Genomic DNA, 16,632 nt, shown 5'->3' with positions numbered 1-16,632 from the left:
CTATCGCCGCGCCCTCTCCTTAACGCGCCATATCGAGATAGGCGCTTGCCACCATCGCGTCGATATCCCTCGGCACCGGGACGATACAGCTCTCGGCGCCGACTTCGCGCCTGGCAACACGCTCGAGGCAGCGCGCCTGCAGCGTGAAACCAAGATCCATCGATTCAACGGAATTGCCGAGCGGCCGGGGGCCGGCAAGGTTGGCCATATGCCCGCCGCCAAGAATATGGAAAGAGCGGCCATCCCTCAGGTGCAAGGTCTCGATATGATCCGCCTCATAGCGATCGATCCGGACGACTTCGGGGTGCTGTCGAAACGCTGCAACATCGATCTCATGCGGAAAATGTCCACCATTCATCAGGATCGCACCATCCTTGATCAGTGGAAGATCGGCCGCGGTGACGATCGCGGGAAAGCCGGTAACGGTGACAAGCACGTCGGCTGAGGCAATCGCCTCGTTGCGCAGCGGCGTGGAGAAGCCGTCGAGGTGCGCCTCCAGCGCCGTCACCGGATCGATATCAACGACGCTGACGGTTGAAAACGCATTGCGGAAGCAGGCGGCAGTGCCTTTGCCGCAGGCGCCGTAGCCGAAGACCGTGACACGCTTGCCGTTGGTCGAGCGGTTGGTGAAGCGCATGTAGCTTTCGAACAGGCTCTGCCCGACGGCATGCTTGTTTTCGGCGAACTGCTTGATCGGGCTGTCGTTGATGACGAGGATCGGCATGTTCAATTTTTCCCGCATCGGCAGCAGGCGTGTGCGGCCGGATGTCGTCTCCTCGGTACCCCCGAGAAGGCCGGCATAAGGCGCCTCGGCCGCGATCGCAAAGAGGTCGCCGCCGTTGTCGAGGAGAAGATCCGGGCTTTCCGCGACGACCGCTTCCAAGCTCTTGTGATGCGCGACGGGGTCCGTCGTCTGGGTCGCAAACACGGTGATCTCTTGCGAACGAAGAAACTCGACAGTCGAAGGCTGCGTGCTGTTCAGGTTTCCGGTGCAGACCAGCCGTGCACCACCGGCCTTGAGTGTCATCAGCAGCGCCACGGTCTTCGGCTCCAGATGGATACCGGTGCCTATGGTCAGACCGGCGAATGGTTGGGTTTTCTCGAACTCCGTCGCCGTTGCCTTGAGCAATCGGCAGCTGTTGCCGATCCATTCGATGCGCGTTGCGTCTCTCTGCATATCCCGTGTCCTTCTGCTGCTAATGCAGTGTTAGACCCGGCCACGCTTTTCGGCCATGGAGATAATTCTTCGCAATAGGGCAGAAAATCTGCCCTATTGGGTTGCCGCGCCCAACCGGACCAACCAATCTCGAAGTGCGGAGAACGCGGGCTTCTTCGCGTCAGCGTCGCGACATGACAGACTGTAGCCGGCCGATCGGCGAACGAAGCCGTAGGGTGCCGCAAGCACTTTGCGCTGCAAATCATCCTCGATGGCTGCGCGTGGCGCGAGAACGACACCGATTCCTGATCGGGCCGCCCCGATTGCCAGAAGCAGGTCTTCAAACTCCTGCTTGCGCCGAAACATCACTGCCTGTGTACCGCTCTCGGCAAACCACTCCTGCCAAAGGGTTGGCGCAGTGCGGCTGAAAAGAGTGGTGACCTCCGCCATCAGCCGAGGATCTCTCGCGATCCTGTCTGCAAGATCGGGCGTCGCGACAGGCCCAAATTCGTCCTCCATGAATTTGACCGCCGTCACTTCTATCGCCGGCCGGTATTCGGCGCCCATAATGACCGCATCGAGTTCAGGATGCAGGGCCAACGGCTCGACGACCGTCATCGGCACGATATCGACATCGACGACGCCAAGCGCAGCCTGCATGTTTGCAAGCCGTGGCATCAGCCACCATATGGCAAAGGCGGAAGGTACGCCCAGGCGGATGCGGCGATGCCCCCCACCGACAAAATCTGCGGCGGCGCGTTCCAGCGTCGCAAGTGCGGCGTTGGAGGCCTCCGCGAACTGCGCGGCTTTCGTGGTTGCAGCCAATTTCCTCCCGTCGCGTTCGAATAGTTTCTCGCCGAAGTAGCTTTCCAGAATTGAGATCTGCTGGCGCACCGCGCCCCGGACCACCCCAAGCTCGGCGGCAGCGCCGAGAATACTTCCGTGACGGCAAACAGCTTCAAACGCGCGGACTGCTTTCAGAGGAGGAAGACGCATGGTGACCATAGTATTGACATAACAGTGTATGACATGACGCCGTCGTTGATCCGAATGCAAGACGGGTGCACATTGAACACCTGTGCAATGGCGGAATCAGGATAGTATTTGGCGGACTTTCCGAACCGTGGCGAAACGGAAGCTGCCTATTGATAAGTATCAAATCCCGCTGGAAAACTTGAAAGACGTATGGATCGCGCAAGCTTTCCAGTGAATACTAATATAGCTGATCGAAGGAACTAAAATAAAAGGTGACCCGACCGTTGACTCTCCTCGCCCGTCTCGCTTCTGACGTACAGCTGATGTTCAGGCGCCCGCCGCGTCAACAATATGCTGCGCTTTGCTATCGGGTGAAGAAGAAGACAGGCGAGATCGAGGTGCTGCTGCTAACGAGCCGCGACACTGGCCGCTGGGTCATCCCCAAGGGCTGGCCGATGGACGGACGTACCGCCTACGAGGTCGCGGCCCGCGAGGCCTATGAGGAAGCCGGCGTGCGCGGAACGGTCGAGAGTGAAATCCTCGGCACCTATTCCTATCCCAAGGTCTTGAAGAACGGCCTCAGCGTAACCTGCAGGGTTCAGGTCTACGCACTCGAAGTCGCCAGTATCGCCAAGAACTTCAAAGAGAAGGGCGAGCGCAAGACCGAGTGGGTTTCCTGCGACGAAGGCGCGACGCGCGTCCACGAACCAGAGCTTCGGGAGATCTTTGTGCTTTTCAAGCGCCGCATGCAGGAGCAATTCGCGGCAGGCATTCCAAAACAAATTCCGGCTGAGTGAATAATGCCATCTTGCACTGCTAAACTTGGCGACGTTAAAGCAGGAATGAACGCCAAGGAATAGCATGCCCGAACGACCAGCCGTTCTCACGAAACGAACGCTCGACAAGGATCTCGACAAGCTTACGCATGTCGAGGACGCGACGAAGTTCGTTTCGCGAAAGCTGGTGGCGCCCGGTGTCGGTCTGGTCTTTCTCGGGCTGGCGATGCTTTTTGCCGGCGTCTATGTCTTTGACCGGCCGGGCGCCGTCCTCGTAGTCGCCGCCGCGGCGCTCGCAGCCTACATGGCCATGAACATCGGCGCTAACGACGTGACCAACAACGTCGGCGCAGCAGTGGGCGCGCGTGCGATGACGATGGCGCAAGCACTTGTCATCGCCGCCATCTTCGAGATTCTTGGAGCGACAATTGCCGGCGGCGAGGTCGTCAAGACCATCTCCTCAAGCATCGTCGATACTGTGCAGGTGCCTCCGGGGACGCTTGGCTGGATCATGATGGCGGCACTAATGGCCGCCGCCTTGTGGATCAACCTTGCGACCTGGATGAATGCGCCGGTCTCGACCACGCATGCGATCGTCGGCGCGGTGATTGGAGCCGGCGTCGGTGCTGTCGGTCCGGAGCCAGTGAACTGGCGGGTGATGATCGAGATAACCTCTGCCTGGATGACGTCCCCTCTGCTTGGAGGGGTGATCGCAGCCGGCCTGCTCTTTATGGTCAAAACCCTCATCATCTATCGTGACGACAAGATTGCTGCGGCGCAGCGTTGGGTTCCCGTACTGATCGCCATGATGATCGGCGGCTTCACCTCGTATATGGTGCTGCAACTCGAAGCCGCCGTGTTTTCGTCACTCGCGATCGTCCTTTTCGGAGTGGGAGCGGGCTGCGTCGGCTGGATTGCGGCGCGATTGTTCGTGCGAAGGAAGGCCGTGGGGCTCGAAAACCGCAACAGCTCGCTGCGGGTGCTCTTCCAAATCCCTCTGATCGGTTCGGCAGCACTGCTTTCCTTCGCGCACGGGGCCAACGACGTATCCAATGCCGTCGGACCGTTGTCGGCAATCGTCAGGGCGGTCGGGGCGTCCGCTGAAGATGCGCAGGGGCACCCGCCAATCTGGGTGCTGCTGATCGGCGCTCTTGGCATCTCCGTCGGCCTGCTGCTGTTCGGACCCCGCCTGATTCGGCTGGTCGGTGAGCAGATTACCAAGCTCAACCCCATGCGGGCTTATTGCGTGGCGCTGTCGACGGCCTTCACCGTTATCGTCGCCTCATGGCTCGGTATGCCCGTCAGCACGACGCATATCGCGGTCGGCTCCGTCTTCGGCGTCGGCTTCTTCCGCGAGTGGTACACCCGGCATTCGAAGCGCCGCATCGCATACATGCGCCGGAAGGCCGAAAGCTTCGCGACCGACGAACCCGAAGATCCGAACACGCATGAGGTTCGCCGTCGCTATCTCGTTCGCCGTTCGCATTTCATGACGATCATCGCTGCCTGGATCATCACCGTTCCGGCCTCCGCAGCGCTTGCAGCCATGATCTATTGGGTTATGTTCGCGCTCTTTGTTTGAGCAGGACCTTTCGATGCGCGCCAATTTCCGGATGCAACGGCTGTTCGTGGATGCCCCTCTTGCTGCCGGAGCGGCAGTGGAGGCGACGGCAGATCAATTCAACTACCTCGCCAACGTGCTGCGGATGGCCGAAGGCGCCGAGTTGCTCGTTTTCAACGGTCGCGACGGCGAGTGGAAAGCACGCCTGACCTTCCCGTCGCGGAAGCGAATTGTTGTGATCCCCGAGGAGCAGACGCGACCACAACCGGCCCCTTCCGACCTGCACTATCTCTTCGCGCCCCTGAAAGTCGGGCGGTTGGATTATCTGGTGCAGAAGGCCGTGGAGATGGGTGCCAGCACACTGCGACCGGTGATGACCCAACATGTGCAAGGCAAGATCACCAATCTCGACAAGCTCAGGGCAAACGTCATCGAGGCGGCGGAGCAATGCGGTATTCTTGCCGTCCCTGAAGTTGCCGAGCCGGTGAGGTTGTTCGACCTCTTGGATGCTTGGCCGAGCGACCGCCGCATCATCTATTGCGACGAGGGCGATGCGGGACAGAACCCGCTGCCACTCCTGTCCAAAATCGGCGAGCGACAGCTGGCGCTCCTCGTCGGCCCGGAGGGCGGCTTTTCCGAGGAGGAACGCGCGCGGCTGCGCAGTCTCGATTTCGTCACCGCGATCCCGCTCGGGCCGCGGATCCTCAGGGCGGATACGGCGGCGGTGGCTGCCATGGCAGTCATTCAGGCGTCGATTGGCGACTGGAATTAACCTTAGGATCGGTCGCGGCCGAAATATGCTGCTATTTTTTTGATGGACCGTTGAAACAATTTCACTTGCAACATACGTGGGAGCGGTCCTAATCACCCTTCCAATTGCCCGGGTTTTTCCAGGCGCTCTCCCATTGCAGGTAGACTTGAATGGCTCGCGATACCACCGACCAGACGCCACTCTCTTCGGTTCAGGAACTGACCGATTATCTTGCTGCGGGAAGCAAGCCTGAAGAAAAATTCCGCATCGGCACCGAGCATGAGAAGTTCGCCTTCTTTCGTGCCGACAACAGCCCCGTGCCGTACGTCGGCGAGGCCAGCATTTCGGCGCTCTTGAAAGGACTGCAGCAAAAATCCGGCTGGGATCCGATCATGGATGGTGACAACATCATCGGCCTTGGCGAGCCGAAGGGAATGGGCGCCATCTCGATCGAGCCAGGCGGCCAGTTCGAACTGTCCGGCGCGCCGCTGGAGACGATCCACGAGACCTGCAAGGAATCGAACACCCACCTGGCGACGTTGCGCGAGATCGCAGAACCGATGGGCATCCGCTTCCTCGGTATCGGCGGCAGCCCCAAGTGGACGCTGGCCGAGACGCCGGTCATGCCGAAATCCCGCTACGAGATCATGACCCGCTACATGCCGAAGGTCGGATCCAAGGGTCTCGACATGATGTATCGCACCTGCACGATCCAGGTGAACCTCGACTTCTCTTCGGAAGCCGACATGCGCAAGAAGATGCGCGTTTCGATGAAGCTGCAGTCTCTGGCAACCGCCCTCTTTGCCTCATCGCCCTTTACCGAAGGCAAGCGCAACGGCTTGCTCTCCTGGCGTGGCGACATCTGGCGCGACACCGACAACAATCGCTCCGGTCTTCTCGACTTCACGTTCCGCGACGATTTCGGCTTTCACGACTATGTCGAATGGGCCCTCGACGTGCCGATGTATTTCATCGTGCGCAACGGGCGCTATCACGACTGTACCCACGTCACCTTCCGGCAGTTCATGAACGGCGCGCTGAAGGGCGAAGTGGCCGCATGGGAGCCGACGATGGGGGACTGGACGAACCATCTTTCGACGCTTTTCCCCGACGTGCGCCTGAAGCGCTTTCTGGAGATGCGCGGTGCGGATGGCGGACCCTGGCGGCGCATCTGTGGGTTGCCGGCCTTCTGGGTCGGCCTGCTCTACGATGACGCGGCGCTCGAAGACGCGGATATGCTGACCAAGGACTGGACATTCGATGAGGTCAACGCCCTTCGTGACGCCGTCCCCTCCCAGGGCCTAAAGGCAAAGTTCCGCGGGCATGAGCTCTATGAAACCGCGCGCGAAGTGATCGCCGTTTCGAAGGCGGGTCTGAGGGCGCGCAACAAGCTCAACAAGGAAGGCCAGGACGAAACCATCTTCCTTGCACCGCTCGACGAAGTTATGGCCAAGAAGGCAACGTTGGCCGAGGACCTGCTGGCGCTCTATCACGGCCGCTGGAACGGTTCGGTTGAGCCGGTCTTCGAAGAATATCAATACTAAGCCCTTCTACAAAAAGGGGTTTGCGCATTCCTTTTTCCGGCTATAGTGACGCAATTACGCGTTGCGAAACCGGGAAGGGGATTACCATGCTGCCACTCTTCGACATGATGATGCAGGCCCAGAACGGCGCGGCGATGGATGCGGTCTCCAAGCAGTTCAATCTGGCTCAGGAGCAGACCGCCAAGGCGATGGCGGCGCTGATGCCGGCGTTTTCCGCCGGCCTGAAGCGAAGCACCAGCAACCCTTACGACTTCATGGGACTGATGCAGGCGGTCGCCTCCGGAAACTACGCAAAATATTTCGAGGACATGAGCAAGGCCTTTACGCCGCAAGGTATCTCGGACGGCAACAACATCCTCGCACAGCTATTCGGTTCCAAGGAAGTCTCGCGGGCCGTCGCGGCGCAGGCGGCCCAGATGACCGGCATCGGACAGGAGATCTACAAGCAGATGTTGCCTGTGATGGCCGACACGCTGATGGGGGGCCTCTTCAAGCAGTCGATGGGACAGATGACGGCGCCGGTCAATCCGTTCGTCAACACCGCGATGGGTGAAAGCATTCAGAAATGGCTTGAAAGCACCGGCTTTGCGCCGAAGCAGGCGCCGGCACCCGAGCCTAGCATCTTCGACAACCCTTTCACGCAGGCGATGCAGCTGATGTTCGGCATGCAGAAGCCGGAGGCCCAAAAGGCCGTCACCAACCCGTTTTTCGACAATCCTTTCGCAAAGGCGTTTCAGGAAATGATGGGCTCGCTCGGAAAGCCGGTCGAACCGAAACCAGCCGAAGCGCCGAAGGAGCAGGCAAAGGCTGAAACCGAAAACTACATGGACATGCTGAACAACATGTTCGATAGCGGGCTCGAGGTCCAGAAGAACTACCAGAAAAGCATGGAAGCGATCTTCGAGACCTATATGCCCAAGGCGCCCCCCACTCCCCCCAAGGAATAAAAAAACCCGGAGACGGCTGGGAGGCCGGCACCGGGCAAGAGGCAGGGCTATTGGCTATCACCCTGCGGGGAAAAACTGGGCCGGCCTTAATCCTTTCGGGACCGGAAGAGCGACTTACGTCCGCGAACGCTCGCGGAGCGGGTCAGGTGTTCCGACGGATCTTCAAAGAAGGTGGACGCCAGGAACGCGGAAGTGAGATCGGTCCTTGAAAGGCCGATATCCTTCAATTGATTGTCATCGAGCTCGTGCAGCCGGTTGATCTCCATACGATTGCGGAACACGCGCAGTACGGATGACAGCGTTGCAAAGCCATGTGCGACGCGCTGACCAAACGTCAGCGAGGTCGGGCTGCAGTCGAGTTCGAGTATCCGGTCTGTCGTGCGCATGGGACGATCCTTTCATAGGCGCGCAACAACCCACCCCTCCCGCGAGGTCTAGCGGGAAGGCATCGGTTGAAATCGGTTCGGACAGGCAGGATGTCTGTCCTTCACTTTGTTTGATTTGCATCCCGAAGATGCCAAACACCTATTGATCAGTCCAACGAATGTTTCTAATGATTACCATCAGAGAACTTTATGGGTGAGATCATGTCAGCGCCTCTTGATATCGATCAGTTGCAGACTTTCATCGCAATCGTGGATTCCGGCAGCTTCACCAAGGCTGCCGACAGGGTCTACAAGACGCAATCGGCCGTTTCCATGCAGATGCGGCGGCTTGAAGAGCGCATCGGCAAGCAGCTCTTCATCAAGGACGGCCGCGGCAACCGCCTGACCGCCGAGGGCGAAAAGCTCTTGAACTATGCGCGACGCATGATCCGCCTCAACAACGAGGCGATCGCCGCCTTCGACGACAACCGTCTCGAGGGCACGCTGCGCATCGGCACGCCCGATGACTATGCCGACCGCTACATGCCGGAGATCATTGGCCGCTTCGCCAAGACGCATCCGAACGTCGAACTCTATATTGTGTGCGAGCCTTCGGTGGACCTCGCCGAGCGCATGCATCGCGGCGAGCTCGATATCGCGCTGGTGACCCATAATCCGCGCGAGCGCATGTCGGACGTCGTGCGAACCGAACCCCTCTGCTGGGTCGGTTCGGCGAACCATCCTATCCGTGACGATGCGCCGGTGCCGCTTGCTGTCGGGCGTCGCGACTGCCAGTGGCGCCAGCTTGCCTGCTCGGCACTCGATGCTGTCGGTCGCGAACATCAAATTCTGTTCACCAGCTGGTCGTGCACGGTCGTTGCGGCCGCGGTGCTCGCTGGCATGGCCGTTTCCGTCATGCCGGAATCGGCACTGCGTACCGGGATGAAAGTGCTGAGCCAGGCGGACGGCTTCCCGGCACTCCCCCCGGTCCAGATCGGCATCATGAAACGGCCGGGCGTATCCCTGTCGCTGATGAACGCGATCACCGCCCATATCACCGCTTGCCTCGACAACATCACGCCCGCTGTCGTCGACGACAATCTGGAGCCTGATGTGAAGAACGCCTATGGGCGGGTCCAGCCCCGCCTCAAGGTCGCCAACGTCGTTCCGAGCTGGTAGGCGTCACGCAGCAACCGGCGAGAGGAAGGCCGTGCGGATCACGCGTTTCCATTCGTCGAGAATGCGCTTGGCGAGCGAGTCCTCGCTGACGACCGCAAGGCGGATCGAGGCGCCGAGCAAATGGCTGAAGAGGTAGGTTCTGGCCTGCATGTCGGCGGCAGAGAGTTCGGGCGCAACGCGACGGACGGCATCCTGGAAAATGTCGGCAATCCGCTTGCTGTGCTCGATGTTGAGGCGCAACAGATCGAGATCGGTCTCGGTGCCCATCCAGATACCAAGGTAGGCGGCATCGTTGCGATAGTCGTTATAGTGCCAGTCGATCGTCGCTACGAGCACCTCAAGCGCGTGATCGACCGAGTGCACTGAAGCAAAGGCCTCAGCGATGCGCGCCTGAATTGCCGAAGCGTGGCGGTCGAAGAGCGCTTTGACGATAGCGGCCTTCTCCGGAAAATACTGATAGACGGAACCGATCGGCACCTTGGCGGCGACGGCCAGTTCCGTCATTCGCATGGCGCTTACGCCCTTTTCGGCAATAATTGCTGCTGCGGCCGACAAGATCAGGTCGAGCCTTTGAATACTGCGTTCCTGCTTTGGCTTCCGGCGGAGGCCAATGCGATCCAAACTTCCGACCTTCATGTCGTTCCCATTTGTTCTATGTGGAGCGACGGAGGACATTCATGCCGGCGCCTTTTTGCCGATATGACATGCAGGTCTTCACGACTCGTAAACGAGATAGATCGGATTGCACGGATCCAGAAAAGCATAGCAAAATCGGGGTGATACACCCGGATTTGGTCGAGTTTCGACCGCAAGCGAACGCAATCGCGGTCGGTCGATGCGCGCTCGTGCCGCTTGTTTGGGCACTACCGATTCGCAGTAGCCGGCGTCGCAGCACCCATCCCACCATCGGCTGCTACAATGTCGACTACCCAGCGGCCCCAGTCGCAATTCGATTGACCTTCGATAACTTCCAATCGTATTTACTGAGACATTCGATTGAAAGAACTTATCATGCTGACCCTGAGACAGATGCGCTATTTCGATGCGCTGGCAACGACACGCCATTTCGGCCGGGCGGCTGAAATGGTCCACATCAGCCAGCCTGCTCTATCGACACAGATCATGGAGATGGAAGAGTACCTCGGCGCCAAGCTGGTCGAACGAACCCGGCAGAGCACCATCTTGACTCCCAAGGGCGAGGAAGTGCTGCACTACGTCCGCGCCATTCTGCATCAGGTCGATCTGCTCGAACAGACCGCTAGAAAGGGCGGCGGCACGCTCGAAGGCCTGATCCGCATCGGGATCATTCCGACCATTGCCCCCTACCTCGTTCCACAGTTCGTTCCGCACTTGCGCAAGGCCTATCCCAGCGTTGAGGTGGAATTGCGGGAAGCGGTCACAGATCGTTTGATGGCGGATCTTTTGACTGGAAAGCTCGACGCAGTCATCGCGGCCCTGCCGCTCGATATTGAAGGCATCCAGACGCGGCCACTCTTCACCGACCGCTTCTTCATGGCGGTGGCGGATAACGGTGAGGCCGTGCTGACATCACCGCTGACCGAGCACGAGGTGAATGTCGATCGCCTGCTCCTGCTCGAGGAGGGACATTGCCTGCGCGACCAGGCCCTTGCCGTCTGCAGTGCCGGCAAGCGCAGCCTGGTCAATTTCGGCGCGACGTCGATGGCGACGCTCTTGCAGATGGTGTCGCACGACATGGGGATGACGCTTATCCCCGAGATGGCCATTCCGACCGAGACCAGCCGCAATTCGATCCGCATCGTTCCGTTCACCGATCCGCAGCCATCGCGCGAAATCGGCCTTGCCTGGCGTCGCAGCAACCATCGCGGCAAGGAGATGGAGGCGCTGGCGGAGGCGATCATTGCCGTCGCCCCTACCCCGCGCGAGCTGGCCGCCTGATCAGCCGAGGTTCTTCTTCAAAAATTCGACCGTCCTCGTCCAGGCAAGGTCGGCGGCTTTCTTGTCGTATCGCGCCGACGACGTATCGTTGTTGAAGGCGTGGTTGACGCCGTCGTAGACGAAGATCTGGAAGTCCTTGCCGTTTTCCTGCAATGCCTTTTTGTAGGCGTCGATGCCGGCGTTGATGCGGTCGTCGAGGCCGGCATAATGCAGCATCAGCGCCGCCTTGATACCAGGGACGTCGGCAGCCTGCGGCTGGGCGCCGTAATAAGCCACGCCCGCGTTGAGTTCCGGTGATTTGGTGGCGAAGTCGTTGACGAGCCCGCCACCCCAGCAAAAGCCGATCACACCGACCTTGCCGTTGGAATTGCCGAGCTTGGTCAAATAGGTAAGCGTCGCCTCGGCGTTCGCCACAGTGGCGGGCCGATCGAGCTTACCGAACATGTCGCGAGCCTTGTCCTCGTTGTCAGGCGTACCGCCCTGAGGGGAAAGGAAGTCCGGGGCCAGCGCGATGAAGCCCTCCAGCGCCATGCGGCGCGCAACGTCGCGGATATGCGGGTTGAGGCCGCGGTTCTCGTGGACGACGATCACGGCGCCAAGTTTTCCCGAGGCATCCTTGGGTTCGACGAGGTAGCCTTTCATTTCGCCGGTGCCGCCGGGATACGTGACGTCCTTGGCCACCAGCCTCTTGTCATCGGCCGAGATCATCTCCGCGCTCGCCTTGTTGGCAGCAAGCATCGGCGCGATCACAGCCGCTGCACCGGCAGAACCGGCCAGTTTCGCCAGCTTGTCCATGAAGTTGCGACGGTCGAGTGTCAGATGCGTGTATTCGTCGTAGGCGTTGATCATCGCCTGCGTGATTTCCGGCTTGTCCATGTGAGGTCTCCCGTTCCCTACCTGTTGGCTTTCGCCTGTCGGGGAAGATAGGTCAGCGACCAGTAACGCAGGAACAAAACTGCGTTACTTCAGGCTGCTACGCCGATCAGCCGTTGGGAAAAACCATCCAGACGGCGAGCCACACCCACATGGCCCCAAGCGCGACGTAGCCGGCAGCAAAGAGCGGACTGCGGTATCGAAGGTCATTGCTGGTAACGTGCACGAAGGCGTGCAGATAGCGAAGCGCGACAAAGATCCAGGCCAGGACGACGGCAACCAGATTGTCGGCTTCGGTCATGTAGAGAAGGACGCAGCAGGCATAAAACAGAACGGGGAGTTCGAACTGATTGGCAAGGCAATTCTTGACGACGAGGCCTTCCGGCGGTTCATCGCGGTTTTCGCGATAGTTCGAACGGCGGACCTTGCCTGCCTGAACGAGCTGACGACGGCGATAGCCGAGCAGCATGTAGAGCAAATAGACCAAGGCTACGTGGGCGATAATGGGCCAAAACATCTCGTAGCCGGTCATGCTGTCTTCCCTTGCAGTTTTCCGTTTTATTTCCGTGCTGTAGAGGAAAACCGCCAACGCCGCAAATGCCCGCCGCAGTTCTGCGGCGGGCACGGCTGATATCAGACCTGAGCGATACCGCCATCGGCGAAGAGTTCTGCGCCCGTAACGAAGCTCGATTCATCCGAAGCAAGGAAAAGGGCGGCAGCCGCGATTTCTTCGGCGCGACCGACGCGGCCCATCGGAACTTGCGAGCCGAGATAGTCGAGAAGACCCTGCTGTTGTGCCTTGTCCTTGCCTGCGAGCTCGACCAGACCGGTCGTTTCGGTTGGGCCGGGGCTGAGGGTATTGATGCGGATGCCGCGATCCTTCAGATCGAGAATCCAGTTGCGCGCGAAGTTGCGGATCGCTGCCTTGGAGGCGGCGTAGACGCTGAAGGCTGGCGTACCAGTCGCGCCCGCGGTCGAGCCCGTGAGAATGACAGACGAGCCGTTGCCCAGCAGCGGCAGCGCCGTTTGCACCGTGAAAAGCACGCCCTTCACATTGCGATTGAATGTGTCGTCGAACTGCTCTTCGGTGATCTGGCCAATCGGCGCGAATGAGCCGCCGCCTGCATTGACGAAGAGAACGTCGATGCGACCAGCCTCCTCCTTGACGCGGCTAAAAAGGCGATCGAGATCAGCCTGCTTGGCGGAATCGGCCTGGATGCCGGTGACGTTGCCACCGATCTCGGCAACAGCGGCATCGAGCACGTCGCTGCGCCGCCCGGTGATGAAGAGGCGGGCGCCTTCGGCAGCGAAGCGTTTGGCGGTGGCGAGGCCGATGCCGGACGTGGCGCCGGTGATCACGGCAATCTTCCCATTCAATCTCTGAGTCATGTCGTCGTCTCCTTTTGTTCGACTGAGCAGGAGATATGGACGAGCCGATCGTTTCGAAATAGAAAGAAATGAAAACCATTATTGCAGAAATGAAACGATGAAGCTGCCGGATTTCGAAGGCCTCGCAATGTTTGCCAAAGTGGCGGAAGAGCAGTCGTTTGCCCGCGCCGCGAAGACACTCGGCATCTCCGTGGCGACCGTTTCGCGCGGCGTCGCGCGCCTGGAAGAAAGGCTTGGTGCCCGGCTGTTCAACCGCACATCGCGCCAGCTATCGCTGACCGAGTTCGGCCTCCGTCTCGCAGAACGGGCGTCGCGGATCTATACGGATGCCGAGGAGATCGAGAACGCGGCGCTCGAACTGTCGAGCCGTCCGCGCGGCTTGATCCGGCTGGCGGCGCCGATGACGTTCGGTGTCCATTGGATTGCGCCGATCCTGCCTGACTTCTTCGAGCTTTACCCGGACATCACAATCGACCTTCACATGAGCGATGCGAGCGTCGATCTTGTGGCGGAAGGCTTTGATGCAGCGCTGCGCATCGCGGTCCTGCCCGACTCATCGCTGATCGCCCGACGACTTGCACCCGTTGCCCCGTTCATTCTGGCGTCGCCCGCCTATATCGAGAAATACGGATGCCCGCAGCATCCACGAGAGCTGGCCGCCCACCACTGCCTCGGCTATGCCTACCGCCCCCGACAGGACATTTGGCGCCTGACGAACAAGGCTGGCGATGAGGAATTCGTCACACCAACCGGTCCGCTCCGGGCGACCAACTCGGAGGCATTGATCCCGATGGCGCTGCGCGGCCTCGGGATCTGCGAACTGCCGGAGTTCATGGCCAGCGAATACCTGGCTGACGGGCGCTTGAAGGCGATTTTGACTGATTGGAGCCTGCCGAGCGGTGCACTCTATTTTGTCACGCCATCTGCGCGCGCAAGACCGGCAAAGGTCGAGGTATTGGCGGAATTCATGGCAGCCCGCCTTACCAATCCGCCCTGGAGGTGGCCGCGATGAGGCTACCGTTCGCCGTCGCCGCGGTGCATGGCCTGAACTATAGCAAAACGGGCGATGATGATAAGGCAGATGGCGAGGCTCGCGAATTTCAGCCGTGTCATCCATGGCAATAACTCGGCGGCCGGGTCCGCCCAGGCACTGCCGCCAAAGGCAATCAAGCTGGCGATGTTCTCGCCGTAGTCTGCAAGACCGTAAACAAAGGGAAGCACATAGATGAGCTTGATGAGGGCGGGACTGATCGGACGCGCAAAGTAGGACCCGCCCGCCCGCAACTTCATCAAGACCAGCAAGAGGAGTGCGGTCAGAAGTGCCGGAAAGATCAGCTCGGGACCGGCGTACATGGCCTGCAGAAGACTATTTGCAATCTCGTTCTCGCCTAGGAGCCGCTGCATGCGGCCGACAGTCAACCCGTCATAGCCGGCGAAATAGACATCGAGAACGGCTTGACCGGTCTCGTGCTTGAAGGGGACGACAAAGCCGAATGTCGTCCACGCAAGCACGCCAAGGCAGATGGCCGCGAGCAGCGCGATAATCCAGAGCGGAATACGGCTGCCCGCGTTCATTCTCAGCCGCCAGCGCTCGGATAGTTGGGGCTTTCGCGGGTGATCGTCACATCGTGCGGATGGCTTTCGCGAAGGCCGGCACCGGAGATGCGGACGAAGGTCGCGCGCTCCTGGAAATCCTTGATGTCCTTGCCACCGACATAACCCATGGCAGCCTTGAGGCCGCCTGCGAGCTGGTGAAGAACGCCGGATACAGGCCCCTTGTAGGGAACCTGGCCCTCAATGCCCTCAGGCACGAGCTTCAGCGTGTCGCGCACTTCCGCCTGGAAGTAGCGGTCTGCCGAGCCGCGCGCCATGGCGCCGACAGAACCCATGCCGCGATAGGCTTTGAAGGAACGGCCCTGGTAGAGATAGACTTCGCCCGGGCTTTCGTCGGTGCCTGCGAGCAGCGAGCCGATCATCACGGCGGAGGCACCGGATGCGATCGCCTTGGCGACGTCGCCGGAGAACTTGATACCGCCGTCAGCGATGACGGGGATATCCTGAGCCCGCGCAGCCTCGACGGCCGACATGATGGCGGCGAGCTGCGGGACGCCGACACCGGCAACGATGCGCGTGGTGCAGATCGAGCCCGGCCCAATACCGACCTTGACGGCATCCGCACCGGCATCGATCAACGCCTTGGTGCCATCAGATGTGGCGACGTTGCCGGCCATGACGCGCACGGAGTTAGACAGCTTCTTCACGCGCGCCACGGCATTGAGAACGCCTTGCGAATGGCCATGCGCGGTATCGACAACGAGAAGGTCGACGCCCGCTTCGATCAGGCGCTCAGCGCGATCGAAACCATCGTCACCGACGCCGACAGCTGCGGCGGCGCGGAGCCGGCCTTGTGCATCCTTGGATGCATTCGGGTTCAGCTGCGACTTCTCGATATCCTTGACGGTGATGAGACCGACGCAACGGCCTTCGCCATCAACCACAAGCAGCTTCTCGATGCGATGCGCATGCAGCAGGCGCTTGGCTTCCTGCTGGTCGACGCTTTCCTTGACGGTGACGAGGTTCTCGCGCGTCATCAGTTCGTAGATCTTCTGCTTCGGATCGGATGCGAAGCGAACGTCGCGGTTCGTCAGGATGCCGACGAGACGGCCGGTCTTCTCAACGACGGGAATGCCGGAGATGCTGTGGATCTTCATCAGTGCAAGCGCATCAGCGAGCGTCGCATCGGGGCCGATCGTGACCGGGTTGACGACCATGCCGCTTTCGAATTTCTTGACCTGTCGGACCTGCTCGGCCTGCTCGGCAGGCGTCAGGTTCTTGTGGATGACACCGAGACCGCCGGCCTGCGCCATGGCGATCGCGAGGCGGCTTTCCGTGACGGTGTCCATGGCCGAAGAGATGATTGGAATGTTCAGCTCGAAATCGGTCGCGATGCGGGTTGCGACGCTCGTCTGACCGGGCAGAACCTCGGAATGACCGGGCTGCAGGAGCACGTCATCGAAGGTGAGTGCGTCCAAACCGGTTGGCGTTTCTATGATGCGAGCCATGGCCAATTTCCTTCAATTAAGAAAAATGCAACGCCTCCCGGAACGAATCGTCCGCACCGGCGGTGTGCAAGGGTTGCTTTGGAAGTTGGCGAGGGCTGGTAACACGTCTATGACAGGAAGGGAATAGCAAAAAGCCC

17 protein-coding genes are annotated in these 16,632 nt (G+C 60.1%); 8 read left to right on the top strand and 9 right to left on the bottom strand.

Annotated features, from left to right (window positions below; all coding sequences use genetic code 11):
- Positions 1-19 precede the first annotated feature (19 nt).
- Both RGCCGE502_RS03935 and RGCCGE502_RS03930 read right to left on the bottom strand, forming a co-directional pair.
- On the bottom strand, positions 20-1,177 hold the full coding sequence (locus tag RGCCGE502_RS03935; protein ID WP_016552870.1) for an adenosylhomocysteinase: 1,158 nt from the start codon (positions 1,175-1,177) through the stop codon (positions 20-22).
- Positions 1,178-1,270: 93 nt separating this feature from the next.
- On the bottom strand, positions 1,271-2,161 hold the full coding sequence (locus tag RGCCGE502_RS03930; protein ID WP_016552869.1) for a LysR substrate-binding domain-containing protein: 891 nt from the start codon (positions 2,159-2,161) through the stop codon (positions 1,271-1,273).
- 254 nt (positions 2,162-2,415) lie between these two features.
- Here RGCCGE502_RS03930 and RGCCGE502_RS03925 point away from each other — a divergent pair, with 254 nt between their 5' ends.
- From RGCCGE502_RS03925 to RGCCGE502_RS03905, 5 genes are all read left to right on the top strand, one after another.
- On the top strand, positions 2,416-2,928 hold the full coding sequence (locus RGCCGE502_RS03925; protein ID WP_016552868.1) for an NUDIX hydrolase: 513 nt from the start codon (positions 2,416-2,418) through the stop codon (positions 2,926-2,928).
- 64 nt (positions 2,929-2,992) lie between these two features.
- Positions 2,993-4,489 carry an inorganic phosphate transporter gene (locus RGCCGE502_RS03920; RefSeq protein ID WP_016552867.1) on the top strand — a complete coding sequence of 499 codons (1,497 nt, stop codon included), beginning with the start codon at positions 2,993-2,995 and terminating at the stop codon, positions 4,487-4,489.
- 13 nt (positions 4,490-4,502) lie between these two features.
- Positions 4,503-5,240: a 16S rRNA (uracil(1498)-N(3))-methyltransferase gene (locus RGCCGE502_RS03915; protein ID WP_016552866.1), complete on the top strand. Its 738-nt coding sequence runs from the start codon at positions 4,503-4,505 to the stop codon at positions 5,238-5,240.
- Positions 5,241-5,389: 149 nt separating this feature from the next.
- Complete coding sequence (locus RGCCGE502_RS03910) at positions 5,390-6,763, top strand: glutamate--cysteine ligase (RefSeq protein ID WP_016552865.1); 1,374 nt, start codon at positions 5,390-5,392, stop codon at positions 6,761-6,763.
- Positions 6,764-6,849: 86 nt separating this feature from the next.
- Positions 6,850-7,710, top strand: a complete 861-nt coding sequence (locus RGCCGE502_RS03905; RefSeq protein WP_016552864.1) for a DUF937 domain-containing protein — start codon at positions 6,850-6,852, stop codon at positions 7,708-7,710.
- 86 nt (positions 7,711-7,796) lie between these two features.
- Here the strand turns inward: RGCCGE502_RS03905 and RGCCGE502_RS03900 are convergent, their stop codons facing one another.
- Positions 7,797-8,096 (bottom strand): YjiS-like domain-containing protein, encoded by a 300-nt coding sequence (locus RGCCGE502_RS03900; protein ID WP_016552863.1) that lies wholly within the window; start codon positions 8,094-8,096, stop codon positions 7,797-7,799.
- A gap of 201 nt (positions 8,097-8,297) precedes the next feature.
- Between RGCCGE502_RS03900 and RGCCGE502_RS03895 the strand changes: the two genes are divergently transcribed.
- Positions 8,298-9,254 carry a LysR substrate-binding domain-containing protein gene (locus tag RGCCGE502_RS03895; protein WP_016552862.1) on the top strand — a complete coding sequence of 319 codons (957 nt, stop codon included), beginning with the start codon at positions 8,298-8,300 and terminating at the stop codon, positions 9,252-9,254.
- 3 nt (positions 9,255-9,257) lie between these two features.
- On the opposite strand, the gene RGCCGE502_RS03890 is transcribed toward RGCCGE502_RS03895, so the two are convergent.
- Positions 9,258-9,890, bottom strand: coding sequence for a TetR/AcrR family transcriptional regulator (locus RGCCGE502_RS03890; protein ID WP_016552861.1), 633 nt, complete (start codon positions 9,888-9,890; stop codon positions 9,258-9,260).
- Between the two features lie 375 nt (positions 9,891-10,265).
- Here RGCCGE502_RS03890 and RGCCGE502_RS03885 point away from each other — a divergent pair, with 375 nt between their 5' ends.
- Entirely contained in the window at positions 10,266-11,171 is a 906-nt protein-coding gene (locus tag RGCCGE502_RS03885) for a hydrogen peroxide-inducible genes activator (protein WP_019279663.1), read from the top strand.
- On the opposite strand, the gene RGCCGE502_RS03880 is transcribed toward RGCCGE502_RS03885, so the two are convergent.
- The 3 genes from RGCCGE502_RS03880 to RGCCGE502_RS03870 form a co-directional block, all read right to left on the bottom strand.
- Entirely contained in the window at positions 11,172-12,047 is an 876-nt protein-coding gene (locus RGCCGE502_RS03880) for a dienelactone hydrolase family protein (RefSeq protein WP_016552859.1), read from the bottom strand.
- 106 nt (positions 12,048-12,153) lie between these two features.
- Entirely contained in the window at positions 12,154-12,576 is a 423-nt protein-coding gene (locus RGCCGE502_RS03875; protein ID WP_016552858.1) for an MAPEG family protein, read from the bottom strand.
- Between the two features lie 101 nt (positions 12,577-12,677).
- Positions 12,678-13,433: an SDR family oxidoreductase gene (locus tag RGCCGE502_RS03870; protein WP_016552857.1), complete on the bottom strand. Its 756-nt coding sequence runs from the start codon at positions 13,431-13,433 to the stop codon at positions 12,678-12,680.
- A gap of 97 nt (positions 13,434-13,530) precedes the next feature.
- On the opposite strand from RGCCGE502_RS03870, the gene RGCCGE502_RS03865 reads away from it, so the two are divergent.
- A complete protein-coding gene (locus RGCCGE502_RS03865) occupies positions 13,531-14,445 on the top strand; it encodes a LysR family transcriptional regulator (RefSeq protein ID WP_016552856.1) in 915 nt (304 codons plus the stop codon).
- A gap of 2 nt (positions 14,446-14,447) precedes the next feature.
- Here RGCCGE502_RS03865 and RGCCGE502_RS03860 read toward each other — a convergent pair whose 3' ends face one another.
- Positions 14,448-15,008 carry a hypothetical protein gene (locus RGCCGE502_RS03860; RefSeq protein ID WP_016552855.1) on the bottom strand — a complete coding sequence of 187 codons (561 nt, stop codon included), beginning with the start codon at positions 15,006-15,008 and terminating at the stop codon, positions 14,448-14,450.
- Between the two features lie 2 nt (positions 15,009-15,010).
- Positions 15,011-16,495 (bottom strand): IMP dehydrogenase, encoded by a 1,485-nt coding sequence (gene guaB / locus RGCCGE502_RS03855; protein ID WP_016552854.1) that lies wholly within the window; start codon positions 16,493-16,495, stop codon positions 15,011-15,013.
- Between the last annotated feature and the right edge of the window lie 137 nt (positions 16,496-16,632).

It is taken from the genome of Rhizobium grahamii CCGE 502 (assembly GCF_000298315.2).
Classification (GTDB): Bacteria; Pseudomonadota; Alphaproteobacteria; order Rhizobiales; family Rhizobiaceae; genus Rhizobium; species Rhizobium grahamii.
Note: the sequence above shows the minus strand (reverse complement) of the source record. Positions and strands in the feature narration are given on the sequence as shown.

Bases quoted from the DNA above. Each gene is read 5' to 3' on its own strand.
- RGCCGE502_RS03860 (WP_016552855.1), bottom strand. From the start codon at position 15,008: ATGAACGCGGGCAGCCGTATTCCGCTCTGGATTATCGCGCTGCTCGCG.
- RGCCGE502_RS03915 (WP_016552866.1), top strand. From the start codon at position 4,503: ATGCGCGCCAATTTCCGGATGCAACGGCTGTTCGTGGATGCCCCTCTT.
- RGCCGE502_RS03900 (WP_016552863.1), bottom strand. From the start codon at position 8,096: ATGCGCACGACAGACCGGATACTCGAACTCGACTGCAGCCCGACCTCG.
- RGCCGE502_RS03890 (WP_016552861.1), bottom strand. From the start codon at position 9,890: ATGAAGGTCGGAAGTTTGGATCGCATTGGCCTCCGCCGGAAGCCAAAG.
- RGCCGE502_RS03905 (WP_016552864.1), top strand. From the start codon at position 6,850: ATGCTGCCACTCTTCGACATGATGATGCAGGCCCAGAACGGCGCGGCG.
- RGCCGE502_RS03930 (WP_016552869.1), bottom strand. From the start codon at position 2,161: ATGGTCACCATGCGTCTTCCTCCTCTGAAAGCAGTCCGCGCGTTTGAA.
- RGCCGE502_RS03880 (WP_016552859.1), bottom strand. From the start codon at position 12,047: ATGGACAAGCCGGAAATCACGCAGGCGATGATCAACGCCTACGACGAA.
- RGCCGE502_RS03885 (WP_019279663.1), top strand. From the start codon at position 10,266: ATGCTGACCCTGAGACAGATGCGCTATTTCGATGCGCTGGCAACGACA.
- RGCCGE502_RS03910 (WP_016552865.1), top strand. From the start codon at position 5,390: ATGGCTCGCGATACCACCGACCAGACGCCACTCTCTTCGGTTCAGGAA.
- RGCCGE502_RS03865 (WP_016552856.1), top strand. From the start codon at position 13,531: ATGAAGCTGCCGGATTTCGAAGGCCTCGCAATGTTTGCCAAAGTGGCG.
- guaB (WP_016552854.1), bottom strand. From the start codon at position 16,495: ATGGCTCGCATCATAGAAACGCCAACCGGTTTGGACGCACTCACCTTC.
- RGCCGE502_RS03875 (WP_016552858.1), bottom strand. From the start codon at position 12,576: ATGACCGGCTACGAGATGTTTTGGCCCATTATCGCCCACGTAGCCTTG.
- RGCCGE502_RS03895 (WP_016552862.1), top strand. From the start codon at position 8,298: ATGTCAGCGCCTCTTGATATCGATCAGTTGCAGACTTTCATCGCAATC.
- RGCCGE502_RS03870 (WP_016552857.1), bottom strand. From the start codon at position 13,433: ATGACTCAGAGATTGAATGGGAAGATTGCCGTGATCACCGGCGCCACG.
- RGCCGE502_RS03935 (WP_016552870.1), bottom strand. From the start codon at position 1,177: ATGCAGAGAGACGCAACGCGCATCGAATGGATCGGCAACAGCTGCCGA.
- RGCCGE502_RS03920 (WP_016552867.1), top strand. From the start codon at position 2,993: ATGCCCGAACGACCAGCCGTTCTCACGAAACGAACGCTCGACAAGGAT.